The 26,142-nt window shown below is 59.0% G+C and carries 23 protein-coding genes; 12 read left to right on the forward strand and 11 right to left on the reverse strand.

The window, feature by feature from the left end; genetic code table 11:
• Positions 1–15: 15 nt before the first annotated feature.
• Positions 16–396 (reverse strand): VOC family protein, encoded by a 381-nt coding sequence (locus tag FIU93_RS16880; RefSeq protein ID WP_152506241.1) that lies wholly within the window; start codon positions 394–396, stop codon positions 16–18.
• Positions 397–1,101: 705 nt separating this feature from the next.
• On the opposite strand from FIU93_RS16880, the gene FIU93_RS16885 reads away from it, so the two are divergent.
• The 5 genes from FIU93_RS16885 to FIU93_RS16905 all read left to right on the forward strand — a co-directional run bounded on the left by FIU93_RS16885 (position 1,102) and on the right by FIU93_RS16905 (position 7,217).
• Complete coding sequence (locus FIU93_RS16885) at positions 1,102–2,232, forward strand: type III PLP-dependent enzyme (RefSeq protein WP_152506242.1); 1,131 nt, start codon at positions 1,102–1,104, stop codon at positions 2,230–2,232.
• A gap of 10 nt (positions 2,233–2,242) precedes the next feature.
• A complete protein-coding gene (locus FIU93_RS16890) occupies positions 2,243–2,794 on the forward strand; it encodes an N-acetyltransferase (RefSeq protein ID WP_152506243.1) in 552 nt (183 codons plus the stop codon).
• Between the two features lie 863 nt (positions 2,795–3,657).
• A complete protein-coding gene (locus FIU93_RS16895; RefSeq protein ID WP_023000941.1) occupies positions 3,658–5,043 on the forward strand; it encodes a homospermidine synthase in 1,386 nt (461 codons plus the stop codon).
• A 175-nt stretch (positions 5,044–5,218) separates the two neighbouring features.
• Positions 5,219–6,334, forward strand: a complete 1,116-nt coding sequence (locus FIU93_RS16900; protein WP_152506244.1) for a hypothetical protein — start codon at positions 5,219–5,221, stop codon at positions 6,332–6,334.
• Between the two features lie 412 nt (positions 6,335–6,746).
• Positions 6,747–7,217 (forward strand): cytochrome b/b6 domain-containing protein, encoded by a 471-nt coding sequence (locus FIU93_RS16905; RefSeq protein ID WP_228866661.1) that lies wholly within the window; start codon positions 6,747–6,749, stop codon positions 7,215–7,217.
• Positions 7,218–7,268: 51 nt separating this feature from the next.
• Here the strand turns inward: FIU93_RS16905 and FIU93_RS16910 are convergent, their stop codons facing one another.
• The 4 genes from FIU93_RS16910 to FIU93_RS16925 all read right to left on the reverse strand — a co-directional run bounded on the left by FIU93_RS16910 (position 7,269) and on the right by FIU93_RS16925 (position 13,216).
• Positions 7,269–9,095 (reverse strand): adenylate/guanylate cyclase domain-containing protein, encoded by a 1,827-nt coding sequence (locus tag FIU93_RS16910; RefSeq protein WP_209010147.1) that lies wholly within the window; start codon positions 9,093–9,095, stop codon positions 7,269–7,271.
• A 116-nt stretch (positions 9,096–9,211) separates the two neighbouring features.
• Positions 9,212–11,026, reverse strand: coding sequence for an adenylate/guanylate cyclase domain-containing protein (locus FIU93_RS16915; protein ID WP_152506246.1), 1,815 nt, complete (start codon positions 11,024–11,026; stop codon positions 9,212–9,214).
• Between the two features lie 172 nt (positions 11,027–11,198).
• The gene (locus tag FIU93_RS16920) at positions 11,199–12,737 is read right to left on the reverse strand and encodes a SulP family inorganic anion transporter (RefSeq protein WP_055656639.1); all 1,539 of its coding nucleotides are present in this window, start codon (positions 12,735–12,737) and stop codon (positions 11,199–11,201) included.
• 74 nt (positions 12,738–12,811) lie between these two features.
• A complete protein-coding gene (locus tag FIU93_RS16925; RefSeq protein WP_145903475.1) occupies positions 12,812–13,216 on the reverse strand; it encodes a hypothetical protein in 405 nt (134 codons plus the stop codon).
• Between FIU93_RS16925 and FIU93_RS16930 the strand changes: the two genes are divergently transcribed.
• From FIU93_RS16930 to FIU93_RS16940, 3 genes are all read left to right on the forward strand, one after another.
• Complete coding sequence (locus tag FIU93_RS16930; RefSeq protein WP_209010148.1) at positions 13,209–13,877, forward strand: ABC transporter substrate-binding protein; 669 nt, start codon at positions 13,209–13,211, stop codon at positions 13,875–13,877. The two genes, FIU93_RS16925 and FIU93_RS16930, sit on opposite strands and share 8 nt — an antisense overlap.
• A gap of 237 nt (positions 13,878–14,114) precedes the next feature.
• The gene (locus FIU93_RS16935; protein WP_152506248.1) at positions 14,115–14,858 is read left to right on the forward strand and encodes a hypothetical protein; all 744 of its coding nucleotides are present in this window, start codon (positions 14,115–14,117) and stop codon (positions 14,856–14,858) included.
• Positions 14,859–14,905: 47 nt separating this feature from the next.
• A complete protein-coding gene (locus tag FIU93_RS16940) occupies positions 14,906–15,598 on the forward strand; it encodes an ABC transporter substrate-binding protein (RefSeq protein ID WP_152506249.1) in 693 nt (230 codons plus the stop codon).
• A gap of 23 nt (positions 15,599–15,621) precedes the next feature.
• Here FIU93_RS16940 and FIU93_RS16945 read toward each other — a convergent pair whose 3' ends face one another.
• The gene (locus FIU93_RS16945; protein ID WP_023000950.1) at positions 15,622–17,406 is read right to left on the reverse strand and encodes an SPFH domain-containing protein; all 1,785 of its coding nucleotides are present in this window, start codon (positions 17,404–17,406) and stop codon (positions 15,622–15,624) included.
• 179 nt (positions 17,407–17,585) lie between these two features.
• Here FIU93_RS16945 and FIU93_RS16950 point away from each other — a divergent pair, with 179 nt between their 5' ends.
• On the forward strand, positions 17,586–18,764 hold the full coding sequence (locus tag FIU93_RS16950; protein WP_152506250.1) for an aminotransferase: 1,179 nt from the start codon (positions 17,586–17,588) through the stop codon (positions 18,762–18,764).
• A 35-nt stretch (positions 18,765–18,799) separates the two neighbouring features.
• Positions 18,800–19,828 carry an asparaginase gene (locus tag FIU93_RS16955; protein WP_062488426.1) on the forward strand — a complete coding sequence of 343 codons (1,029 nt, stop codon included), beginning with the start codon at positions 18,800–18,802 and terminating at the stop codon, positions 19,826–19,828.
• A gap of 115 nt (positions 19,829–19,943) precedes the next feature.
• Here the strand turns inward: FIU93_RS16955 and FIU93_RS16960 are convergent, their stop codons facing one another.
• Positions 19,944–20,393: a GNAT family N-acetyltransferase gene (locus FIU93_RS16960; protein ID WP_209010149.1), complete on the reverse strand. Its 450-nt coding sequence runs from the start codon at positions 20,391–20,393 to the stop codon at positions 19,944–19,946.
• A gap of 12 nt (positions 20,394–20,405) precedes the next feature.
• Between FIU93_RS16960 and FIU93_RS16965 the strand changes: the two genes are divergently transcribed.
• Positions 20,406–21,206, forward strand: coding sequence for an arginine deiminase-related protein (locus FIU93_RS16965; RefSeq protein WP_023000954.1), 801 nt, complete (start codon positions 20,406–20,408; stop codon positions 21,204–21,206).
• Positions 21,207–21,428: 222 nt separating this feature from the next.
• Here the strand turns inward: FIU93_RS16965 and FIU93_RS16970 are convergent, their stop codons facing one another.
• Positions 21,429–22,799 carry a TIGR03808 family TAT-translocated repetitive protein gene (locus FIU93_RS16970; RefSeq protein ID WP_209010150.1) on the reverse strand — a complete coding sequence of 457 codons (1,371 nt, stop codon included), beginning with the start codon at positions 22,797–22,799 and terminating at the stop codon, positions 21,429–21,431.
• Between the two features lie 199 nt (positions 22,800–22,998).
• Entirely contained in the window at positions 22,999–23,472 is a 474-nt protein-coding gene (locus FIU93_RS16975) for a YHS domain-containing (seleno)protein (protein WP_023000956.1), read from the reverse strand.
• A gap of 203 nt (positions 23,473–23,675) precedes the next feature.
• Here FIU93_RS16975 and FIU93_RS16980 point away from each other — a divergent pair, with 203 nt between their 5' ends.
• Complete coding sequence (locus FIU93_RS16980; protein ID WP_152506251.1) at positions 23,676–24,254, forward strand: TetR/AcrR family transcriptional regulator; 579 nt, start codon at positions 23,676–23,678, stop codon at positions 24,252–24,254.
• A 243-nt stretch (positions 24,255–24,497) separates the two neighbouring features.
• On the opposite strand, the gene FIU93_RS16985 is transcribed toward FIU93_RS16980, so the two are convergent.
• Both FIU93_RS16985 and meaB read right to left on the reverse strand, forming a co-directional pair.
• On the reverse strand, positions 24,498–25,109 hold the full coding sequence (locus FIU93_RS16985; protein ID WP_152506252.1) for a peptidase C15: 612 nt from the start codon (positions 25,107–25,109) through the stop codon (positions 24,498–24,500).
• A complete protein-coding gene (gene meaB / locus FIU93_RS16990) occupies positions 25,106–26,104 on the reverse strand; it encodes a methylmalonyl Co-A mutase-associated GTPase MeaB (RefSeq protein WP_023000959.1) in 999 nt (332 codons plus the stop codon). Before meaB ends, FIU93_RS16985 begins: the two co-directional genes overlap by 4 nt.
• Between the last annotated feature and the right edge of the window lie 38 nt (positions 26,105–26,142).

Below are 26,142 nucleotides of genomic sequence, written 5' to 3' on the forward strand. Positions count from 1 at the left end.
GTATCAGTCCGGTCGTCAACCTTCCGGGGTGAAGTCGACATGGATATGGTTGCCGTCCGGGTCCCAGACGTTGATGGCAACCGTCCCCGTGCCGGGCTGAACGGAGCGGCGATAACGTTCGCCGCGTTCGTTCAGTCTTGCTTCGAAAGCCTCCAGACCGGAAGCGGTAAAGGCGAAATGTTCCAGTTTCAGCTTGGCTTCGGATCCGGTTGCTTCCGGCCCCTCAACGCCGACCAGATGAATGGCTGCATCGTTACCTGCGTAGAGCCAGGCGCCTGGAAAGAGAAAATCGGGACGCGGTCCGGGTTTCATCCCGAGTATGTCGCCATACCAGGCGATCAGTTCGTCGAGCCGCGTGGTGCGAAGATTGACGTGGTCTAGCTTTCCGATCTTCATGCGCTGGCCTTTCCAGAGCGGTCCGTTTGGTCCGGTAAGTGGTGATTTGCTGTCTGACCCTCGAGGGCTGGCAAGTCAATGCCGGTCGGCATCCAGGGAACCGGGCAAGGCACCGCGAAACACCTGCCGAGACTGTCACAATTTTTAGCAAATAGTTAAGGTCAGGCAAGGCTTTCGGCTCCGAAGACCACTCGTCCGGTTCAGCGTGAAAAAAACCTTCTGCAACTGAAAATTTCCTATTGCATCGGGGGGCGAACGGGCGCATATACGCCTTGCCCAAATTCGCACGTGCCCGTGGTCGTCCATGGGATGTTCAACAAGACATCTCTTAAGGGGCCGCTGCCAGACAATCCGCCAAGGGGCGGGGCAGTTGAGATCCGGACGGCTTAAAGCAACGACGTAAGAGGGCTTTTTTGGTCTCTGCCGGGGTTTCCAACCTCCGGCGTCACTGAAGAGGCACTTGTTACATCATTGCCCGACGTGCGGTTCGGTTCTCCCGATCCAATCAACGGCATTTCCCGACGCGGGAAAGCTTTGTGCTGCTTGGCAGTCGCATAGCCCAACCGTCGCTGCAGTCAACCCGGCCTCCGGTTCCATCCCGGGGGAGGCCCGGTGCGCATTGCAGCACACTGCGACGTGAACGCAGCGCGCACGCCAAGGATTAGCGCGCCTGCGGCTGAGATTGAGAAAGAGGGGAGCCCCCCAATGAGCGACCGTATCCGCGATTTCCTCCGCCGACGTGACGAAGATGGCCCGTGCGTTGTTGTCGATCTCGACATCGTGCGCGACAACTTTGAAGCTTTTGCCAAGTCCCTGCCGGACACCTCCGTCTACTACGCAGTGAAAGCCAACCCGGCACCTGAAATCCTGTCGCTCCTGGAAAGCCTCGGCTCCTCCTTCGATTGCGCCTCCGTCGGCGAAATCGAAATGGTGCTGGCAACCGGCGCATCCGCCGACCGCATTTCCTACGGCAACACGATCAAGAAGGAGAAGGATATTGCGCGTGCCTATCAGTATGGCGTCCGCCTCTTCGCCGTCGACTGCGTCGAAGAAGTTGAAAAAATCGCCCGCGTTGCCCCTGGCTCCAAAATCTTCTGCCGCGTCCTGTGCGACGGTGTCGGCGCCGAGTGGCCGCTCTCCCGCAAATTCGGCTGCGACCCCGAAATGGCGCCCGACGTCCTCGAACACGGGCACCGGCTCGGCCTTGTCGCCCATGGCGTTTCCTTCCATGTCGGCTCCCAGCAAGCCAACCTCACGGCGTGGGATCTCGCTCTCGCCATGGCAGCAGGCGTTTTCCAGGAAATGGCGCTCCGCGGCATCGAACTGAAAATGGTCAACATGGGTGGGGGCTTCCCGACCCGTTACCTGAAGGACGTCCCGGGCGTTTCGACATACGGCGAAGCGATCTTCCAGGCGCTGTGCAAGCACTTCGGCAACCGTCTGCCGTCCACCATCATCGAGCCGGGCCGCGGCATGGTCGGCAATGCCGGCATGATCGAAGCTGAAGTCGTGCTGATTTCCCGCAAATCCGCAAGCGACGAAGTACGCTGGGTCTATCTCGATATCGGCAAGTTCCACGGCCTGGCCGAAACCATGGACGAGGCGATCCGTTATCCGATCCGCACCCCGCGCGACGGCGACACCACCGCACCTTGCGTGCTGGCTGGCCCGACCTGCGACAGCGTCGACGTTCTTTACGAAAAGACGCCGTACGAACTGCCGGTGAGCCTGTCCATTGGCGACAAGGTGCTGATCGAGGCCTGTGGTGCCTACACCACGACCTATTCCACGGTCGGCTTCAACGGCTTCGCGCCGCTGGCGTCCTTCGTCATCTGAGGCAAGTGCCATGATTGATATTGTGGACGAGGCGCCGGATCACACCGGCGCCCGCGAGGGTCTGGTTGACCTTTGTTTCGGCGAGGACCGCTTCAGGAAAACCTCCGAGCGTCTGCGTGAAGGCCGGCTTCCGGTCTTCGCATTTTCTGCAATCGACGAATCTGGCAAGCTCGTTGGCACGGTAAGGCTCTGGTCTGTGGCGGACCGCAACGGCTCGCAAAGCCTGTTGCTCGGACCCCTTGCCGTCGATCCGGGTTGCCGGGGGCTGAAGGTCGGAGACCGCCTGATGCGGCACGCCCTCAACCAGGCTGCCGTGCTTGGCCATGGATCCGTGATCCTGGTCGGCGATCAGCCGTATTATACCCGCTTCGGTTTTGCTGCGGGCCTTCTCGACAAGGTCGGGATGCCGGGACCGGTGGACTATCACCGTTTCCTCGCACTGGAGTTCACTCCAGGGCACATTGACGGCCTGGAGGGTGTGCTTTCGGCATCCGGTGTAATGGATCCAATGGCAGTGCCGGCTGCCCGGGAAGACGTCTTCTCGGTTTCGCAAGCAATTTGAAGCTTTAGACTTGGAGACGGCGGCGAAGTTTTTCGCCGCCGTCTCTTGTTTTTTAAGCACAGGCTTGATTGTTTAAAAATAACAGGGTTTGAGACAGTCATTTGTCTTTCCTTGAACGGGCTTTCACCGAGAAGACTTGAAATTCCTGCGGAAACCAGCCACACCTAACGAAGGCGCAATAAGTGCGCCTTGCTGTTTGAAGGATTTCCCAACGGGCCGGACCCTCTGGAAGCGATGTGGGCGGCATATCGGATAGGATTGGAGTTACGCATATGACCGACGACACCAACGACGGTGCGCCGAAGAAGCCGGCAGTAAAAGCTGCCGCAAAGCCAACAACACGGCGCAAGACCACATCGCGTACGCCTGCTTCCAGAGCCGCATCGGCAAAGCCGGCAAGCTCCAAATCGACACCTGCCAAATCACCGTCTGCGAAGCCGGCTGCAGCCAAGGCTGCGCCCGCCAAACCTGCTGCCGCGAAACCGGCGGCTGCGAAACCGGCTGCTGCAAAATCTCCGGCCAAAACGGCCTCTGCAAAGCCTGCTGCTGCGAAACCCGCAACCAACAAACCGTCCGCTTCCGCCACCAAGGCAGCTGACGCGAAAGCGCCCGCAAAGTCTGTGACGGCCACAAAACCTTCGACAAGCAGGACACCGAAACCTGCTGCGGCAAAAGCGGCGGCCAAGCCGGCTGCCAAAAAAGCGGCTCCGGTGAAACCGGAAGCAGCGAATGCTTCCAAGGCGAAGACAGCCGCTCCTAAAGCTTCTGCACCGAAGGCAGCAGCTTCGAAGGCCGCTGAACCGAAAGCAGGTCCCACAGCATCAGCAGGCGCTGTTCACGGAACAATCACCGGCCCGCTTGTGATGATCGGTCTCGGTTCCATCGGCAAGGGAACGCTGCCGCTGATCGAGCGTCATTTCAAATTCGACAAGAGCCGGTTTACCGTCATCGACCCGGTTGATGGTGATGCCAAGCTGGTGACCGACCGGGGATACCGGTTCGAAAAAGTCGCCCTGACGCCTGAAAACTACAAGGACATACTCACGCCTTTGCTCACGGAGGGCGAGGGGCAGGGTTTTGTCGTTAATCTGTCTGTCGACACTTCATCGCTGGACCTGATGAAATTCTGCCGCAAGCTTGGCGTGCTCTATATCGACACTGTGGTTGAACCCTGGCCGGGGTTCTACTTCGACGACACCGCAACGGCAGCCGACCGGACCAATTATGCACTTCGTGAGGCCGTACGACGCGAAAAGAAGAAACATCCTGGCGGCACTACGGCAGTTTCCTGCTGCGGCGCCAATCCTGGCATGGTCTCGTGGTTCGTGAAGAAGGCGCTGGTGGATATCGCCACCGATACCGGCGTCAAGTTCAAGGAACCGTCCAGCCAGAAGGGCTGGGCCAAGCTGATGAAGAAGGTGGGTGTCAAGGGCATCCATATTGCCGAGCGTGACACCCAGCGAGCCAAGGAACCGAAACCTTTCGGCGAGTTCTGGAACACCTGGTCGGTGGAAGGTTTCCTTTCCGAAGGTTTCCAGCCTGCGGAACTCGGCTGGGGCACGCATGAAACCTGGAAGCCTGCGAATGCCAAGAAGCACAAGAAAGGCTGCAAGGCGGCGATCTATCTGGAACAGCCGGGCGCCAACACCCGTGTGCGGACCTGGTGCCCGACGCCAGGCGCGCAATATGGCTTCCTCGTCACGCACAATGAAGCGATCTCCATCGCCGACTACTTCTCCGTGAGCGACGGCAAGAAGGTCAGCTACCGCCCGACATGCCACTATGCCTACCATCCTGCGAACGTGGCCGTGCTCTCGCTGCATGAACTGTTCGGCTCCGCAGGTAAGGTTCAAGAGACGCTGCACGTTCTCGACGAAAGTGAACTGCAGGACGGCATCGATGAACTCGGCGTCCTACTCTACGGTCACAAGAAAAATGCCTATTGGTATGGCTCCCAGCTGTCTGTCGAGGAGGCCCGGGACCTTGCGCCGTATCAGAACGCGACCGGTCTGCAGGTGACTTCGGCCGTTCTGGCCGGAATGGTCTGGGCGTTGGAGAACCCGGAAGCGGGCATCGTCGAGACGGACGAGATGGACTACAAGCGCTGCCTCGAAATTCAGCTGCCGTATCTTGGCCCGGTCAAAGGCTATTATACGGACTGGACACCTTTGGAAGGGCGGCCTGGCTTCTACAAGGAAGATATCGACACCAAGGATCCCTGGCAGTTCCGTAACATTCTGGTGCGATAACGAAAAAGGGCAACCTTTGGTGAAAATAGCCGCCGGATAACTCCGGCGGCTTTTTTGTTGTTTGTTGGAATTCGGAAAGTCGCCGAACGCGAAAACTTTGTGATCTACATAACATTCTTGAAATAGATCTTGGCAGAATATACGTCATAGGGTGCAACCATTCGGCGAGGACAAGTTGAAAGTCGATCAGGCAAGACTGAACGCTGCCATCCGGGGCCTTTATGAGGCCGCGGTTACGGCGGAGCTCTGGAAGCCGGCGATGGAAGAGGTGACTGACGCCCTCCAGGCAAAGAGTTGTCACTTCTTCTCCAACAACCTGACAGATGCGGGGGACGACCTCTTCGTCACGGTTCGCATGGATCCTGATTTTCACAAGGATTACATGGGCACTTACGCAGAGCTTGATGTCAGGTATCCGCGCATCCTGGATGCACCGGTCGGAAGAGTTCTGCACGGAGATCTCCTGTGGACTGACGAAGAGCGGATGGCCAGTCCCGTCTATCACGAGAACTTGCTGCCTTTCGAACTCTACGAGGTAACTGGCGCTCAACTCGCCATGCCCGATCGCTTGAGCTGGCTTGGCTTTTCTCTCTATGAAGAGGAGCCTTGGGAAAAAGATCAGCTCGAGGCTCAGCAGCTGATCCTCGGCCATACACGGCAGGCCTTGCGGATCCATCTGACACTGGCTGAAGCAAAAGCGAATACGGAAACGCTCGGCAATCTCCTGACGGCACGCGGGCAAGGGATAATCCTGGTGAACGCAGGGGGCAGGATCGTCTTCGCGAACGATCAGGCCGAAGCCTTGCAGCAAGAACAGGTTCTGAAAATGAGCAGCCGGGGTCTTGTCTTCCGGGACAGGGCCTTGAACCGGCGTCTTGCGCTTGCACTGGATGCCCTTCACTTCCGTTCGAGCGTCCCTTCGGGCGAGACCGTTACGCTCACCGATACAACGGATCATCAGATCGGGGTCCGCTTCCTGCCCGTTCCCGGAGGGATCGGTGGTGGCGGCTCGATGCTGGCTGTCCTGTGTATTCCGCTCCACATGCAGCATGGGCCGGACCCATCGGAGATCAGGCAATTTGCCGGATTGTTCCGCCTGACACCTTCCGAGGAGCTTGTGGTTGGCGCAATCGCTTCCGGGCAGGATCTGTCGCAACATTGCGTTGAGCGCGGCATTTCACTCGACACCGCAAGAAAACACCTGAAGAATACAATGGCCAAGGCCAACTGCCGCTCGCAGAAAGATCTTCTGCGGCTGGTCGAGCGGTTCTGCTTCTTCCGTCTTCGCTGACCTGCGAAGCTCTTGCCATCCGGAATGCCTGACAGATTTATCCTGGATCCGTTGTCGCTGATCTTGCCGGACCCGGGCCGCCTTGCCTTGTTTCCCCCGGTTCATGTCAAGACCGTTTGCGCCTGCTGTTCGGGCAGTGTCGCTGGTCACAGGAGGCCGGGAAGGGGATGAGCTAACAAGAGACGGTGACAGGGCTCGTGTCAGGTTCAAACGCTGGTGACAACGGTTGCCATCTACCCGAACCTGACGGGCAGCCGACCGTGAAGGAACCGGGCGCAAAACGAACCCGGGCTGTTGAGACATAAAAAGGACAATGACAGTGCTGAACTCCATGGAAACGACTTCGCGAACCGATGCGCATCCTCTTGGACCGGAAAGCCGTCATGCCGGAACCACCAGGATCCTGCACTGGATGATTGCCGCTTTGGTTCTTGCGACATGGCCACTGGGTTACGTGATCAAGTTCGTGAAAAGCGATGTGTCCCTGGATTTCTACCTGCTGCACGAAAGTTTCGGCTTTCTGGTGCTCTGGCTGATGCTGGTTCGTGTCGGCAACAAGCTTGTTGCTCGAAAGCCGGCGGAAGAGGGCCCGGCTCTGGAACGACTGGCGGCCAGCGTCGTTCACGGGCTTCTCTATCTGTTCCTGATCGTCATGCCGGTCAGCGGGTTTCTGGCAACAAACGCCCACGGATTTCCGCTGAGCTGGTTCGGCCTGGTTCCGGTCTGGAGCCCGATCGGCAAGTCACCAGACATTGCGGGGACACTGTCGGCCATTCATTCCTGGAGCGCATGGGCGTTGCTGGCACTGTTTGCCCTTCACATTGGCGCGGTACTGTTCCACCACGTTCTGAGGCGTGACCGGACACTCTACCGGATCCTCTGAACCGAACAGCCAGTGCTGGGTAGCGCTGGCCGCTTCCTCGTGTGGTAAGCGTCAATCGATGAGCCGGACCACCTCCAGGGGCTCAACTCTGCCTTTTACCTGATGCTGGCCGATGGACCGGTACTCAACGGTATTGCCAAGTCGCTTGGCGATCTCGCTGGAGACGAGGATCACTACATCGGAGCTGCCGTCGATCTCCTTGCCGAGGCTCTCCAGCCGGGAAGCGGCGTTCACCGTGTCGCCGATGACCGTGTAGTTGACCCGCTCCGGTGCGCCGATATCGCCGACCACGAGCGGGCCCATGTGAAGGCCGATGCGAATACGCACAGGCGCTTCACCGCGGGCAACGCGTGCCGTGTTGTCCTCCCGGATGGCACGGGCCATGCCGATTGCCGCTCGGGCGGCAGGCTCTGCCGGATTTTCCAGCCGTTCCGGAGCACCCCAGAATGCCATGACACTGTCGCCGATGTATTTGTCGATGGTGCCACCTTCCTTTGTGATTTCGGCGCCGAGCAGGGACAGGTGATGATTGACGAAGGCAGCTGTTTCGGTTGCCGTCATGCCTTCGGAGGCCGAGGTGAAGCCGGCAATGTCGGTGAACATCACCGCGACTTCTCGTTCTTCCGGCGGCGCATACGCCCGGCCTTCACGCAGGAGTTTCCTGACCAGTGTTTTGGGTACGTACCGGCTGAAAGCGGTCAGGCCGCTGACCATGGAATTGAAACCGTTGGCCAGGTCGTCCAGTTCGCGCACGAAGCTGCCTGGCAGGTGCTCGGCAGAGTCCAGTTCAAGATCCGCGACGGCCCTTGCCCCAAGCGCTGCCCGACGGATCGGCTGGCCGATGCGGTGGGCAAGAAAGCCGGCGCCGATCAGCGACAGTCCGAGAAGGGCGATGCCGATCAGTATCGCATCGCTCAATTGCTCAAGCGGCTGCTCGAGAACCTCCGCCGGAAAATGGGCGCCGATTGAAATCGGCAACCCTGTCGGGCCGAGGTCCGGGCTTTGGAGGACGACAAACCGCTTGTTGCCAAGGGCATCATAGCCGGCACGCATTTCGTGTCCCTGGCGTATCCCGTATCCTGATGCATCGACTGTTTCAGTCGATTTGAGGGTTTGCAAAAAAGTGTCCGGGACGTTCTCGAGTTCAATCAGCGGACTTGTCGGCGACAGAAGGTTGAAGACCTCCGACAACGCAGGATGAGCAATCAGACCGTAGGTCTGCGGGTTGATCATGAACACCTGAACCAGGCCGGTGGAGATGTCGCTTGTGACTTCCGACAAGCGCTCCATGGACATGGCCATCAGGACGAGGCCTTCGTAATCACTGCCGTCAGGGCCGTCGGACAGGATCGGTTGAACGTGAGCGATATAGGTGTGCTGGCGCTGAGGATAAAAGGCAGGGCCAGACCAGAAGGGGGCTGTCTTGCCCCTTGAAGACGAGATCAAACCCGCAAGGGCATGCGTTTCGTCGGCCTTCGGCACGAATTGGGGTACGAGAATTCCGTCAGCACGGCCCCGGTCGACCTGGATGAAATTGCCGTTCCTGTCGGCGACGATGACAAAGGAGACATGCTCCATGGCCGACAGCGCACCGAACATGTAGTCGGCGACTTCCTGAGGACGGCGCAACAGGATGCTGCCGGTGGAAAGCGCTGCCGCGGTAAAGGAGCTTGCTTCCTCGACGGCTTCTATCTGGGCGGAAAAGGCCTGCTCCAGGGAGTGCATGCCCGAGTTGATCAGCGAGCCGCCCAGGTTGCGCACGACCTTTTCGGACGTGGCCGCCTGAACGATCAGGACAAGCGCAGCGGTGATGAAGACAAAACCACCGATGACCGTCGTGAGCGTCGGCGTGATGTGAAGGCGCCTGTTAAAGGGCAAGTGCTTGGCCTGCGTACTGAATTTCGACGCAATACCCATACCCTGATAACGTGGCGAGGCAAAGCGCGGGTGACCGGATGAAACCGTGAGGATTGCAACGGATGATCGGCTCGGTGCTAGCCACGCAGCCGAACGACCTCGACCGCTGCCGATTTCCCCTTGACCTTGTGCAGTCCGATGGCCTCCTGCTCGATGCTGCTGTCGAGACGCTTGGCGATCTCGCTGGAGACGAGAATCACAACATCGGCGTCGCCGTCGATCTCCTTGCCGAGGCTCTCCAGCCGGGAAGCGGCGTTTACCGTGTCGCCGATGACTGTGTAGTTGACCCGCTCCGGTGCGCCGATATCACCGACGACAAGCGGTCCCATGTGAAGGCCGATGCGAATACGAACAGGCGCTTCACCGCGGGCAACGCGTGCAATGTTGTCCGCCCGGATGGCACGGGCCATGCCGATTGCCGCACGGGCGGCAGGCTCTGCCGGATTTTCCAGCCGCTCCGGTGCGCCCCAGAATGCCATGACACTGTCGCCAATGTATTTGTCGATGGTGCCGCCTTCCTTTGTTATCTCGGCCCCGAGCAGGGACAGGTGATGATTGACGAAGGCAGCTGTTTCGGTTGCCGTCATGCCTTCGGAGGCAGAGGTGAAGCCGGCGATGTCGGTGAACAGCACTGCAACCTCCCTTTCTTCCGGCGGGGCATCCGCCCGGCCTTCGCTCAGAAGTTTCCTGACAAGTGTGCCCGGAACGTAGCGATTGAAGGCTTTCAAGCCGCCTAACATGGCATTGAAGCCCTTGGACAGGTCGTCCAGTTCCCGGATGATGCTGGAAGGCAGCGGGGCTACGGTCGAAAGGTTCAGGCCCGCCACTTCTCTTGCCGCGACCGAAGCACGTTGAACCGGTCTTGCAATCCGTCTCGCCAGCAAAACCGCGCCAAGCAGCGACAGCACGAGCAGTCCGCCACCAACAAGTAGCGCCATCAGCAGTTGTTTCAGCGGCTGGGAAAGGTATTCGGCCGGAAAGTGAACACCGATCCTGACCGGAAGCCCCAAAAGGTTTTCGTTCTTCTGTTCAAGGATCACGAACCGTTCGGCGCCGTCAGGGGCAGTGCCGGAATAGACAGCCAGTTTCTCGGAAATGTCGAAGGACTCATTCTTGACCCTCGGCATGTCCTTGAAGCCGGCCAGAAAGGCATCGGGCAAACGATCGACATTCAGAAGAGGCATTTCTGCTGTCAGGTCATCGAAGGATTTGTGAAGGTCGGGATGGGCGACGATTTCGTCTGATCCCTCCTTCATGAGAAAGACGGTTATGTCGTCTGTCGAAACGTGCCAGGTGATCTCGGACATTCTGTCGAGCGACATGCCGATCATCAGGCTGCCACGGTAGGTCTTGCCTTCGTGCAGCGGGCGCACAAAGACGTAATAGGTGTGCTCGCGGTTCGGCATGTAGAACGGCTCGCTCCAGAAAGCGCCAGACTGGTTTTTCGCGCGTTCCGCCAGCGGAGCCAGGATTGGGATATCCTTTGCCAGATTGACGTTGCCACCCAGCAGCTTGCCGTCCGCATCGCCTCTGTCGACATCAACGCCTTCGCCATTTTCGTCTACCAGAACCAGAAAGGAGACCTGCTCCATCGGGGCGAGTGCGCCGTAAAGGTAAGACAGGATGAGATCGGGGTCGTCGACCGGCAGTTCCTTGCGCTCATAGGTCAGTCGGGTGAATTCGGCAGTTTCGGTGATGGCATGAAGCTGCTCGACAAACGCCGTTTCGGCTGCATCCATGCCGATATCGACCAACTCACCGCCCATTCTCCTGACGACTTCCGAAGAAGTGACAGCCTGGATGAAGAGGATCGCAGCCGCGGTCACCAGCACGAAACTGCCGATGACGGAGGCAAGGGTCGGTGTGATGAAGAGTTTCCTGCGTGCTGGCACCGTGACGTCCCGATTGTGAGTTGTGTCGTCGTAAGCCGATATCTCTTTCAAATTACGCCGCGCGTAGCAATCGGGGAACAGCACAGGAAGCTTGAAACCTGTTTCAGATACAAAAAGACCCGCACGGCGAAACCGTGCGGGTCTTGTCTTATCGTCTCTGAAAAAGCTTGCGTCAGGAGGTCTTTTCTGCCCGGTCGAACGTGTGACCGTAGTCCACGGCAATCTCGTAATCCGGATCTTCAAGGACCGAGACTTCGACAAGGTCGCCAGCCTTGGCCAGCAACTTCTTGCAGTCCGGCGACAGGTGGCGCAGGTGCAATCGCTTGCCAGCAGCAAGGTATTTCGAGGCGAGGGCGTCAATTGCTTCCAGGCCGGAATGATCGACCACGCGGCTGTCGATGAAGTCGACGACAACGTCCTCGGGATCGTTCAACGGATCGAAGAGATCGGCAAAGCCGGTGGTGGAGCCGAAGAACAGCGGGCCGGTCAGACGATAGACCTTCCAGCCTTCCTTGCTGGTGCCGATACGGGCACGGATCCGGCTGGCTGCATTCCAGGCGTAAGCAAGCGCGGAGATGATCACACCGACCACAACAGCGACCGCGAGATCCGAATAAACGGTGACGCAGGTGACAATGACCATCACAAGTGCGTCGATCGGCGGGATCTTGTGCATGATCTTCAGGCTGGTCCACGCGAAGGTGCCGATGACCACCATGAACATTACGCCGACCAGGGCTGCGACCGGGATCCGTTCGATCAAGGGCGAGGCGATGACGATGAAGGACAACAGGAAAAGAGCTGCGGCAATGCCGGAAATCCGGGTGCGTGCACCGGATTTCACGTTGATCATGGACTGGCCGATCATGGCGCAACCACCCATGCCACCGAAAAAGCCGGTCACGACGTTTGCCGTGCCCTGTGCAAGGCATTCCTTGGACGCGCCGCCCTTGGTGCCCGTCAGGTCAGCCACGAGGTTCAACGTCAGCAGGGATTCAATGAGGCCGATGGCTGCCAGGATCACGGCATAAGGCAGGATGATCTGCAATGTGTCGAGCGTCAGCGGCACCATGGGAATGTGAAAATCCGGCAGGCCGCCGGCGATCGAGGCGAGATCGCCAACCGAGCGGGTGTCGAGGTTGAAGCCGAGCACGAGTGCGGAGACAACCAGAATGCCTGCAAGCGGCGCAGGGAAAGATGATGTGATCTTGGGCAGGAACCAGATAACAGCCATGGTGAGGGCTATCAGGCCGAGCATCAGATACAGCTGGGAGCCTTCCATCCATGTCAGTCCGCCAGCGCCATCTGGAACCTTGAACTGGCCGAGCTGTGCAAGGAAGATCACGATCGCAAGGCCGTTGACGAAACCAAGCATGACCGGATGGGGCACCATGCGGATGAACTTGCCCCACTTCAGCAAGCCCACCACGATCTGGATGAGGCCCATCAGCACGACGGTGGCGAAAAGGTATTCCACCCCGTGCTGGCTGACGAGGGAGACCATCACCACGGCCAGTGCGCCGGTCGCACCGGAAATCATGCCGGGACGACCACCGATACAGGCCGTAATCAGACCGACAAAGAACGCCGCATAGAGACCTACCAGCGGATTGACGCCGGCAACAAAGGCAAAGGCCACGGCTTCGGGAACGAGCGCCAGGGCAACTGTAAGCCCGGCCAGAAGTTCGGTTTTGATGCGGGACGCATCCATTTTCAACGGTTGTTCAGGCGCAACGGCCTCCGCGCGTGCTGACACGGGCTGCTCCGGATATTTGGTGTGGTTTTTTAGGTCAGCGCCAATCCCTGCCCGGATTTCCACTTTTGACCTGGATCAAGTTGCCACCTTCTAATCGATTTTTTGCAACGCAGCAAGGCGGGCCAGGCAGGAGCAGCCATGCGTTGACCGGGGTTCTTCCTTGATAAAGGTTCGATGGTTGCCTGTTGAGCCAGTAAAGCGCGTGTATGACAGGAGTTTTCCGTTAAGGAAGAAGGGTTAGTTCTTTCTGGATACAATTTACGATATTGCAATAATACGAGCGATAATATTTGATGAAATTGGGTAACAACTTTAATTCTCTGATTATTTGGGGTTGTTGTTGTGTCAATTTCTCGTATCTGTTGCGTTGCTTTTTCCTTTTTGCTTGCGGTGTCAGCAGGCGCCGCACACGCGGACGAGATGATCATGGCCACCGATGACTGGCCGCCCTTCCGGATTTCGGAGGGAGATACCTTCATCGGGCTGGATCTGGACCTGATGGACGAAGTTGCCAGGCGCACAGAAGCCGAACTCCGGATTGCCAAGATGCCCTGGGGGCGGGCGCTCACCGAAATGCAAGGGGGCGGCGTCGATGTCATGACCGGGCTGGCTTTCCGTCCGGACCGGGCGGAATATATCGCCTATACCGATACGCCTTACTTCAGATGCACGACCGCCTTCTACACCATCAAGGGACAGGCCGATAAGATCCGGAGCTACGAAGACCTGGCGCCATACCAGGTCGGCTACGTGTTGCATTCGGCCTACTTCGAAAGGTTCGACAAGGACCGGTCTTTGGACAAGGTCGGCGTTGCGCAGGAGCAGATCCTGATCGACATGCTGATGAAGAGGCGTTTCGGTATCATGATCGGTACGGATTGCCAGGTGGATTACCTGATCAAACGTCAGGGGTTCGCCGACAAGATTGAAAAGGCGCCGTATAATCCGGGAAACTCGGTCGACCTGTATCTCGGTGTTTCCAAGAAATCGGGTTGGGCGGCAAAGCTTGATGAACTGAACCGTGTCATCAAGAAACTTGTCGACGAAGGCTTCATCGACAAGATTGCAAAGGACTATTACGGCTCGCACTCCTAGCGTTGCCAACTCCTCTGATCCTTGAAGTCTTTTCCTGACTGGCAGAAGGAGAGACATGCAAGCGCACGTTATTGGTTATTCTCAATAGATTGTACAACCGCATTGCAATCAGCTTGGAAAGTCTGCAAATTGTCCCGTAGGGTTATTGCTCTAGATACGGGACTGCGGAGGACGTGGCCGCAGTCAGACGGCTTGTTGTGAACGAAATTGTCGTGCAGGCAGCTTAAGGAGGGCGGAATGCATCGGCTCATGTTTTGCGCCATGCTGAGCGTTCTTCTTCTGATGTCCAGCGCCCGGGCACAGGACGTTCTCAAGCTGTCCGGTTTTGAAGCCCCAAACCTGACCCCCGTTGCCGAGAGTATTCTAAGTCAGGCCTATGGGGAGTTGGGCATCCGCATCCAGACGATTATCACCAGCCCTCGCAGGGCACTGCTGGATTCAGCTTCCGGCAAGACCGACGGTGAACTGGTGCGGATCAGGACCATCGAAGCCGATCACAGCAGCCTGTTGCGTGTCGATGTTCCGATTATCCTGGCTCGGACCTTCGCCTATGCGAACAAGCCTCAGCTTCGCGGCAAGTCCTTCAAGCAGCTCCAGCATTTGCGGGTTGGCCATGTGGCGGGCGCACGGTTCGCCGCTGAACTGGCAGATGGGTTTGCCGAGGTATGGACCGCAGATACGCCCGAACAATTGTTCGAGATGCTCCAGCGAGACCGGATCGACCTTGTCATTGCCGGGGAGGGCACGGGGCGGCGCATTATCCGCGACCGAAAACTGGTGGGTGTCTTCCCGTTGCGACCGTCTTTGCAGGAGGTCGCATTCTATCATTATCTGCATGAAAAACATGCGGATCTGGTGCCCAGGATCGAAGCAGTTCTGAAAAGAATGCTGGCGGTGCCAGTGGGTGAGGAAACCGACGGTGTCGGTGAGACGACGCCGGAGAAAGATGGACACGTTCTGCACAAGACCGGCTTGAGCTGAAGGTTTTACGCAGGCTGCACGGCTGACGAGACGCTGCGAGGAACACTATGCGCACGAAGAGGCTCATCTGTCTGCTGGTCGGGTTCCTTCTGGCTACTGCCGCTTCCGCGGGCGAGAGAATTGTGCTGTCCGGGTTTGAGGCTCCCGGTTTGACCCCGGTGGCGGTCGGTTATCTGCAGAAAGCCTATTCGAGCCTTGGGATCGAACTGGAGATTGTCGAAAACACGCCAAGCCGGGCTCTGGTGGAATCCACCTCCGGCAAAACCGATGGTGAAGTGATCCGGATCGGCTCTGTGGGGGACCGTTATCCGACCCTCGTCAGGGTGGATGTGCCGCTGCTTTCTGTTGTGGCCTACGGTTACACCAACCGCGCAGACCTGAAGGACAAATCCCTGGAGGAGCTTAAATCCCTGCGGGCAGGGCATGTGCGTGGGGCTGTCTTTGGCGAAATGGCGGCCAGCGGGTTTGCAGAGGTCTGGTCGGCTGAAGAACCGGAGCAGCTGTTTCTCATGCTGAAACAGAAGCGGCTCGATCTGGTTTTCGTCCGCGAGTTGAGGGCGAAGGAGATGATAGAGAGGTTCGGTCTTGAGGATGCTTATTCTCTCCCGTCCAGCCGCAAGGAATATGCCTTCTACCATTACCTTCACGAGCGGCACCGGGATCTTGTGCCTCGGGTGGAGGAGGCCTTGCGCGCCGTCCTGAGTGACGAGGACAACGATACCGGGGATGGCCCGAGCTAGGCGGGCCAATCCGCTGATCCGGATTACTGCCCGCCGGATGTCCGGTTAGCTGCCGGTTGCTGGGCCTGGCCCAGGCTTGCACCGAGAAGGGCGGCCGCACCGGCAAAGCCGCTGTCTCCACCGACAACTGTATTGGGAACAAGCTTGCCGACGAGGCCAACCAGCTCCGGTTTGCGTTCCAGCGAGGTCAGCAGTTTCTCCAGCGCCTGCAGCAGAGCTACGCGGTCCTGGCCGAGAACGTCGACCTGCGCTCTCTGGCCTCGGGCAAGTTCCTCCAGATACTGGCGCTCGGCGCGGCCGAGGGCAGCGCGTTCCTGTTCGCGCTGATTGGCCACCTGCACAGCTATCTGGGCCTCCACGAGGCGGGGCTGTTCGTCCGCCGTGGAACGTGCCTGTTCCGTTTCGATGCGTTTTTGCTGCGCATCCGTTTCGCGTTCGTAGGCGGTGGATAGCTGATCGGCCAATTGCACGCGCAGGCGGGAGACCAGCAGTTCCGGCGGGATGGCCGGTTCACCGAGACGGATCTCGCGAATGTCGACGCCGGCCTTGTTGCCTTCGATCTTGATCTGCTGCTCGATGGTCTGTTCCAGGGCATCGCGGTTTTCGATGAGATCAAGAACCTTGGTCGGGCGCACGGTGTAGGTCGCGGGCTGCACCGGCGTTCCGTCGGCATTCTTGTCCTGCACGCGGATCGAGGCACCGGCGACGTTCCTCACGATCGAGCGGATGGCCGGTGTCAGGATGCGGTTTTCAATCTCCTCCAGTCCGCCGACGGAGCCGACGACCACGGGTGCATTGTCAGGGTCGACCTGGACGAGGGCGCGCAGTTCCAGGGGAATGTCCCAACCTTCCACCTTGACATAGACCGCCCGGTCGGCGGCGTCGCTGGGGATCTGTTCCTGCACGGACCGTTCGTTCTGCTGGATATTGCCCTGTTGATCGACCGAGAGATCGATGATGCGTTTTACGTAGCCGCCCTTGTATTCCCAGGTCTGGACGCGGGTATCGACCAGCGTCACTTCATAGGCCTGCCGGTTGAGGTAATAGGCCCCGGGGAAGAGCGGGTCTTTCCAGATGCCGACGCAGCCTCTGGGTACCAGGGGAACGGTAAGCGCCTCGCGGGAAACAGAGGAGGCAGAGACTTCTTCCTCGATGCAATTGATGCCGGGCTGACTGACATTGGACTTGACCACCCCCACGTGCCCGGCGGGGATAATCGTCGCGTTGGTATTCTCATCGAGGCGAATGTCGAAGAGATACCGGTTCAGACGGTATTGCCCGGGCTTCAGCACCGTTTCCTGCGGTCCGCGCAAACCGCCCTTTGTCAGGAAGCTGTCGGCCTTCAGCATGTCGCCGACATCCGCATCTGCAATTGCCGGTGCCATGAACATGCCGGAGGGCATGGCGTCGCCGTCGAGTGCGGTCAACTGGCCATAATAGCCTTCGGGAATGGTGACGACGTCCCATTCCTCGAAATCGTAGAGCACCCGGACAAGCGGAATGAAATGAAAGCCGGGCCCGAGGATCTGGGCCTGCGGGCCTTTTTCGCCGTCCAGGGCAAGGATGCGGCCCTCAGGCAACTCCTCGAACGCATAGATCCTCTTCAGGTGACCAACACTGTTGGCGTCCACCAAGATGAAGGAAGAGGACAGGAGCATGAAGCCGCCGATCAGCACCAGAATGATGCCCATGAACCGGCTCGAAAAAATTTGAACCAGCCTGTGACCGCCGGCTGGAACTCCGGCTCTTCGAAGAATGATGCTGGCTCCCAGAAGGATTGCCACAATTCCAATAATCACGCCGAGCATCACGTTTCCTCCGCCAAGGTTCCGATGCGGAACCTATCTGACTGCGGGTGATGGACTGAGTCAACGACACTCATATGACATGTGGTGGTCGAACTGCGCCTGAGCCTCGTTCAAATGAAAAAGCTCGACGGCAAACGCGGGTAGGATTAGAACCGGCGAAAAGACGCTCGGGAGGAACCATGAAGCCGACCAATCCGGTCTTCACCGGCATTGCCACCACCGTGTTCGAGACCATGTCGCGCTTGGCAATGGCGCATGGGGCCGTGAACCTCGGACAAGGGTTTCCAGATGTCGAGGGGCCGGTGGATATCCGGCAGGCGGCGGCTGATGCGTTATTGCAGGGGCCGAACCAATATCCGCCCATGCTGGGAATACCGGACCTTCGCCAGGCCGTTGCCGAGGCCAATCGCCGTTTCTACGGTCTCGAGGTCGATCCGCAAACCGAAGTGATGGTGACTTCCGGTGCGACCGAGGCGTTGGCGGATTGCATTTTCGCGCTGGTATCCCCGGGTGACGAGGTCGTGCTGATCGAACCGCTCTACGATTGCTACCTGCCGCTGGTGAAGCAGGCCGGCGGCATTCCCGTGCGCGTCCGGGTGACCCCGCCCAACTGGTCGCTGGATGCTGAAGCTCTCAAGGCAGCCTTCTCCGACAAGACCAAGGCAGTTCTCATCAACAACCCGATGAACCCGACGGCCAAGGTGTTTTCAGACGAAGAGCTTGAGTTGGTCGCCTCTCTCTGCCGCCAGTATGATGCCTATGCGATCTGTGATGAAGTCTACGAGCACCTCGTCTTTGACGGTCATCGGCACACACCGCTGATGGCGCTTGACGGCATGCGCGAGCGCACGGTGCGGATCGGCTCTGCGGGCAAGACCTTCTCGCTCACCGGCTGGAAGGTCGGCTATGTCACCGGGCCTGCCGCGCTTATGGACCCGATTGCCAAGGCGCACCAGTGGGTGACCTTCACGACACCGCCACATCTGCAAAAGGCTGTTGCCTATGGCCTGCGCAAGGACGACAGCTACTACGATGGCCTGTCGCAAGACCTTGCCGCAAAGCGCGACCGCATGGCGGCAGGCCTTGCCGCCCTCGGATTTTCCGTTCTGCCTTGCAATGCAACCTACTTCCTGACATGCGGGTTCGAAGGGTTGGGGCTTGGACGGACCGATGTCGAGGCGTGTGAAACCCTGGTCACGGCCGCCGGTGTTGCGGCAGTTCCCGTGTCTGCCTTCTATGGATCGGATGCGCCCGAGGGCTACATTCGCTTCTGCTTCTGCAAGCAGGATGCCGTGATCGACGACGCGCTCGCCCGTCTTTCCGCATTTTTGACTGCGGCCCGGGCCGAATCCGCTTAGCCTGATAGTGTGAAACCTTGGAAATGAGAAACTTCATGGACAATCCGGCTCTGGTCGACGTCACCCGCGGCACCGTGATCGAAAGCCTGCATCGGGGCAGCATCGCCATCGTCGATAGCGCCGGAAAGCTGGTTTTCGGTATCGGCAATGTGGAAGCCCGGGTGTTTCCGCGCTCCGCCATCAAGGCACTTCAGGCATTGCCCCTGGTTGAATCGGGAGCGGCGGAAGCGCTCGACTATTCAGATGCCGAACTGGCACTTGCCTGTGCGTCTCATAACGGCGAGGAAGTTCACGCCAATTCGGCAAGGGTCATGCTGATGAAGGCAGGCCTTGCCGAAGACAATCTCGAGTGCGGCCCGCAGTGGCCCCAGCGGATGGAAGATGCAGCCAAACTTATCCTGGCTGATGAATCGCCCTGCGGCCTGCACAACAACTGCTCAGGCAAACATGCCGGTTTCCTTGGCCTGGCAAAGGTGATGGGTGTCGAGACACGCGGCTATGTAAACGCGGAACACCCCGTGCAACGTGAAGTTCGCAATGTGATGGAGCAGATGACCGGCGACACTCTGTCCGAGGATGTCTGCGGAACAGACGGCTGTTCAATCCCGACCTACGCTTCACCTTTGCGCAGCTTCGCGCGCGCCTTTGCCGCCTTCGGAACCGGTGAGGGGCTGGAGCCGCTTCGGGCAGAGGCTGCCGAACGGCTGTTTGATGCCTGCATCAACGAACCTTACATGGTTGCCGGGACAGGCCGTTTCTGCACCAGGGTGATGGAAGCTTTCCGTGGCCGAGTGTTCGTCAAGACCGGAGCCGAAGGTGTCTTCTGTGCTTCCATTCCCGAGCTTGGTTTCGGTGTCGCGCTGAAATGCGACGACGGAGCAACCCGGGCGTCCGAAGTGATGATGGCAACCGTTCTGGAAGCGATGCTGGAGCTCAATGATGATGAGGCAGCTCTGCTTGACGGACTGGTGAACCCGCCGATCCTGACCCGGGTCGGTATCCAGGCCGGACACATCAAGCCGCGCGAAGAGTTCCTGACCGAGTTGAAAGCAGCGCTGCCTTAACAAGCCGGCGCACTCTCAGGCTTCATTCCTGGCTCTCACCTGTTTCCGTCTAGTTTCAGATGCCGCTATTGCGGCTCTTGAATCAGAAGCGTGTGACGGGTGCTTATGATCTGGCTCAAAGATCTTTTTTCATCAGCACCTTGTTGCCGTTTCTTTCCAATTCACTCCAGCCCAGGTGCGCGTAAAGAGCAACGTTCTCAGGCATGGCGACATGGGTTGCCAGATGTATCTCGGTGGCTCCGCTCTCACTGGCGAAGACCTCGATGGTTTCCATCAACAGACGCCCGATGCCCATGCCCCTGCTATCCGGATCGACGGCTATGTTCATGAGATGAGCACTTTGGCCGTGGAGCCCCAGGATTGCGCAGCCGACAATGCGGCCATCCGTTTCGGCGACGAAGACCTGGTTTTGCTCGATGTCTTCCTTCAGGCCGGAGGAGACGTCCGGCAGGTCCGGCAAGGTTGATTTTACCGGTGCATAGGCCCTGTCGATGCATGTTTTCAGGGCCGGGACGTCTTGCAATTTGGCCATGCGGATGGCTGGTTGAGCGCTTGGTTCTGTCACAGGAGTTGTCTCATGGCACATCGTCCCGATTTGTCTTTCCGTTTCACCCACGCGATCACGCGCACGCCCGCCGACAGCGTGGCCGACGGCATCCGTGCGGTGGACACGGGCAACCCGAGTGGCGAAAAATTCAGGGCAGAACATGAGCGTTATGTCTCGGCCTTGCAAGAAGCCGGCTTGACGGTTGACGTTCTGCCGCAGCTTGAAACCTACCCGGACAGTTGTTTTGTCGAGGATCCTGCCTTTTGCCTTCCTGAAGGCGCCATCCAGCTTCGGCCGGGCACGGCCAGCCGGGAAGGCGAAGGCGCGGAGATCCGTGCGGCGCTGGAAAGCCGGTTCGGCAAGGTTGTTGACCTGCCAGGGAACGGTCATGTCGACGGCGGCGATGTCCTGATGCTCGACGACGTCATCCTGATCGGCCTGTCCGCCCGCACTGACCGGGAGGGTGCCGATGCCTTTGCCGGATTGCTGGGCGAGTGGGGCTACAAGGCCGAAGTCTGCGAGACGCCCGATGGCGTGCTGCATTTCAAGACAGCCTGTTCCACACTTGGCGACGGCGTCATCCTGGCGACCAAGGTCATGGCAGACAGCGGCTTTTTCGGTGACCGGGAAATCGTGGTCGTTCCGGAAGGGGAAGACTATGCTGCCAACGTCATCCGTGTGAATGATGTCGTGATGGTGCCGGAAGGCTACCCGAAGACATTGGCAGCCATCGAGGCGGCCGGTTTCACGACCGTCGTCCTGCCGACCCACGAAGCCCGCAAGGTCGATGGTGGCCTGTCGTGCCTGTCACTGCGGTTCGCCCTGGACTGATTGCTCCAGAGCTTTGCAGTTCTGACAGCGGTTTGTCTTGGGCCTGGGAACGCGCGTAAGTGCGTTCTCGGGATGAGTTCATTGAGATGTATCTGGCTTTCGAAGTCCATGGCATCCATGCCGTTCCGTTTCTGCTCGTAGGGTTTTTACCCGAGGCATGGAGAGAGCGGTCGACAGGATGTCTCAGAGAATAAGCGCGTTTGTGCCGGGCGGTCGGGTCAGTCAGACCGCTATCTGGTTGCCGTGAACGGTAAGATTGTCGAATTCCGAAACATTGTTCAGTTCACCGGTCGCTTTTTCGAGCCAGCGGTAGCCGTTGATCGCGCCCTGATGCGAACCTTGAACGATGTTGTTGGTGATGACGGCAGCGCCCGCGCCATCGACCACGGTTACGGCGATACCGGTGCCGCAGTCCCGAACAACGTTCTGGGAGGCTGCGATGTTGCGCATATAGGGACCCCAGCCGAGCATCAGGCCGAATTTCGGTGCGCCCTCCACCACATTGCCGGTCAATGTCGTATCCGCTTCAACGGCAATGCCGATGCCGAAGCCGGCCACTTCCGGCGGGTAGGGGCCTTCCTTCTTGATGTTGCGGATCAGGTTGCCGGAGCAGACCGCCATACGGCCGCCATCCATGAAGTTGGCGATGGATATGCCGATCGTACCGCCGTCAACGATATTGTTGGCAATGACCGCTCCCTGGAAACCGAACTCGGAATAGATCGCCGTTTCTCCGGAGCGCAGGCAGGAATTACCGATGATCTGGACGTTGGAACCTGCATTGGAGCGGATTGCGGAGAAGGCGCAATCCGCCACGCGGTTGTTGGAAACCATGACGCCATGAGCGCGGAATACATTGATGCCGTTGCCGAACTGGCCGGTGCCGCCGTAGCGGGCGCCGATACGTTCCACCCGGTTGCCGGAAACGATGGTTCCGTCCTCGCCTTCGCGCCAGCGGTGCACCCAGATGCCGCCGTTGGCGCAGTCGGTCACCGTGTTGCCGGTTATGGCAAGGCCGTTGGCCTCGTTCGAGCGCAGTCCCGCTTCTGCGGCACCGGAGATCCGGCAATTTTCGACCCGGCCTGAACAGCGGTCCAGCAACAGTCCCATCTTGGAAGAACCGGTGATCTCGCAATTGTCCAGCGTGACGTTCTTGACGTTGATGAAATGCAGCAAGCCCTCGGTGAAATCGCCGATGGATCGATTGGCGCCATCGAAGGTAATCCCGGTCAGGCCGACATTGGCAACATCCTCGGCACGGATCAACTGACCACCGCCACCCTGGTAGACGAGCCGTGTTCTGCCGGGAACCCCGACAATCAATGTGCCAGAGGGAAGACGCAGATTGGCGACCGGATAGGTGCCGGCAGGCAGGAACAGCGCGCGGCCACGCTCAACGGCACGATTGACGGCATTCTGGAATTGAGCGGTCTGGTCATCTGCCGCGTTGGGCAGAAGACCAAGATCTTCTGAGTCGATAGAACCGCGCAGGTCGGCAACCTTCATCTGCGCCGTGGCGACTGTCCCGGAAAGACACAATGCTGTCCCGGCAAGAAACGCGCGTCGGTTCAGTTTTGAAAGATTACGTGTCATCGATCCGGCCAATTGCTTTCCGACGTCCCGGATTGGGATGCGTCTCAAGTGTCTATGGCTGAAATCGCAAGAGCCGTGCCGGATTGGCATTTGCGAGATCACACACTGTAACCGGCGGAAAAAAAGAGACCGGCCAGGCATATGGCCTGGCCGGTCAGGTAACCGGTCTACAGGGGCAGAAGAGACCGGTCAGAGGCGATTAGAGGCTGCTCGGGTCAACGCTTTCCAGACCAACCCAGTTTTCGTCAGCCTTGGAAATGAAGCCCGGTACGTCCTTGTTCCAACGTTCCTGGATCGACGGTGCGAGGTTCAGGTAAAGCTTGTTGTCGACGATCTTCCACAGGTCCGGGTCACCATCGACCTTCACGCCCATGGCAGCACCGAAGGCGCAGAAACCGCCGTATTGCGGAAGATATTTTTCCGGGTTCTGCTTGAAGAGATCGCGGTTCTCTTCAGAGGCGAAACGGTAGGTGGCGCCGTTGTGAACTTCTGTAATGGCAATGTCGCCGTCCTGCGGAGCGCCGTTGACGAAATAGGAAACCGGATCGACACCGCGTAGGGCCAGGCCGGTGATGGTGGCGTTGACGTCAAAACCGGCACCGAAAGCGCTGGAAACAAGCCCGGTGACGACGACCAGGGCGGCAACTGAGCCGCGAATGAGGTTTGCAAACATCTGGAGACACTCCCAAGGGGTTGAATTGGTCCGGCAAAGACGTGTTCAAGCGATCTTGAAATAGGAACCGATTGGTTCCTAATCGGTCGCACTTGACCAACCCTGCCGGTGGTTCCTAAATAGAGTTGGGAACCGAATGGTACAAAACACAAGCGCGTGACACGCGGTTGAGTTTTTTGTGAAGTGGCTTGACGGGAGATCGCATGGCAAGACCTCGGGAATTCGACGCCGATGAGGCATTGGAAAAAGCCATGGAGCTGTTCTGGGACGTTGGCTATGACGAAGCCTCGCTGTCCGAACTGCTCGATGCCATGGCCATTACGAAGGGTTCTTTCTACAAGGCGTTCCAGGACAAGCAGTCGGTCTATCTGGCGGCACTCGACAGGTACAACGATCAGGTTGTCAGCAACACGGTCGCTTTTCTTGGTGCCCCTTCAGAAGGGGCGGGACGGGACCGGATACTTGCCCTGTTCGGCCGCATTGCCGACCTCGCCCAGAAAGATGGCGACAGGCTTGGCTGCTTTCTGTGCAATGCCCTGGTCGACAAGGCGGGGGGCGCAGAGGCAGAGGCAAGGCTGCAGGCGATGACAAGGCGTCTGGAAAACGGTTTTTACCGCGCGCTTCGGGACGATGGGCTTGAGGGGACAGAAGCTCGCGGCACCGCGCGCGGCGTACTGACAGCCTATTTCGGCTTGCGGGTTCTCGGCCGGGCGGGATTGTCCGCCGACATGGCGGCCGACTGCATCCGCCAGGTCGAGAGATTGCTTGGCCGTGTGCATTGAGGCAGGGGCAGGAGCTGGAGCAAGTGGTATATTGAAGCTCGGGGACTTTTAAGCCGCGAAATACTGAATTTCAGATAACCCCATACCACCTCATCCTGAGAGAGCACGAAGTGCTGTCTCGAAGGATGGACGACACATTCCGGAGCAAGCGGCCCATCCTTCGAGACGGGCTTTCAGCCTTCCTCAGGATGAGGGAGATGGGATGAGGGGAAAGTTCTTCAGGAGCGTGTCCCGAGCTTCCCCCTATCGCAGGCGCCTTGCCAGTTCGCGCAGAATGCGGACCGCGGCTTCCTCAATGACAGGGTAGGCCGGTCTCGTATCGCGCGGACCTTTCGGCAAAGCCGGAACGTGAACGAAGATGCTGGCAATGCCTGAGCCGATGGAATCCCATAAGGTGGCATTGCAGAGATAGGTTCCGGCGTTGGTGGAAAGCTGTGCGGGCGCACCTGCGGCAAGCGCAGCATCGCGCAGGGCTTTGGCAGGCAGGGTTGAGCTCCGCGCGCGCTCTTGAGAGATTGCCAGTTCCGGCCTCGCCGGTGCTCTGCCCAACGCATCCGGACGCACACGTACGGCTTTGTTGACGGCCCTTGTTTCAATATTGATCGTTCGCCGCGTCCCGTCGACGCCGAAGTGCACGATGGCGTCCGGTGAAAGGGTGGTGCGGAGCCGGTCTGTGACAACCTCACGCCCTGCCCAGGTTGTCGGCAAGACATGGAAGACGAAGTCGACACCTGACTGATGCGCCCCAATGCGTTTGGCGAGCCGTCTCATGAGGCGCTCCGTCGGATTGACGGGTGCCCCCGGGAACGGCGAAAAACCGGTCACAAGAACGGTCTTGCGTCCTGAAGTGTTCATTCGCCAAGCCCCATCAAGGTCGCTAATTCGTCCACCGCGAGCGAGACAGCGGTCTTGCCGCCGCGCACTTCCTCCTCCAGGGATTTGAGACGGTCGGCGGTACGCGTGTTCGATGTCAGGGCTTCCATCATGCGCTGCTGAAGCATGTCCCACATCCAGGCGACTTGTTGGCCGCTGCGTTTTTGATGCCATTCACCGCTGGCCTGCATGCGCTCGCGAAACACCGTGATCTGCTCCCACAGGTGGTCCAGCCCTTCATTGGCGAGGCCAGACACCGTGATGACAGGCGGCGTCCATGTGGGCGACTTGGGAGCAAGAATATGCAGGGCTGCGCGATAGTCCGAGGCAGCGGTACGGGCACGGGTAGCGCCGTCGCCGTCGGCCTTGTTGACGGCGATCATGTCGGCAATCTCAAGAACGCCCTTCTTGATGCCCTGAAGCTCGTCACCGGCGCCAGGCAGCATCAGGACCAGAAAGAAGTCGACCATGTCGGCAACCGTGGTTTCCGATTGCCCGATGCCGACGGTTTCAACCAGGATCACGTCGTACCCGGCGGCCTCGCACAACAGCATGGTTTCGCGCGTCTTCGCGGCGACCCCGCCAAGTGTGCCGGCGGAAGGCGAAGGGCGGATGAAGGCGTTCGGATCCACCGCAAGCTGCGCCATTCGTGTCTTGTCACCCAGGATCGACCCACCGGTACGGGTGGATGACGGATCGACCGCCAGAACGGCGACCTTGTGCCCTGCGGCTGTCAGGTTGGACCCCAGCGTGTCGATGGTCGTGGACTTGCCGACACCTGGCACGCCGGTGATGCCGACCCTGAGAGCCTTTCCTGTGAGGGGTAGCAGTTCTTGAATCAGATGCTGGGCAAGGCGGCGATGCTCGCGCTTGCGCGATTCCACGAGCGTGATGGCGCGGGCAAGCGCAGCGCGCTGTCCGGCTTTCAGACCGTCCGCCAGCTTCGCGGGGTCGAGATTTCGTGCCGTTGTCATCATGCCTCAAGGTGTTAGCGCAGGATTCGGCAAACGTCACT

This window comes from Labrenzia sp. THAF35 (assembly GCF_009363595.1).
Classification (GTDB): Bacteria; Pseudomonadota; Alphaproteobacteria; order Rhizobiales; family Stappiaceae; genus Roseibium; species Roseibium algicola.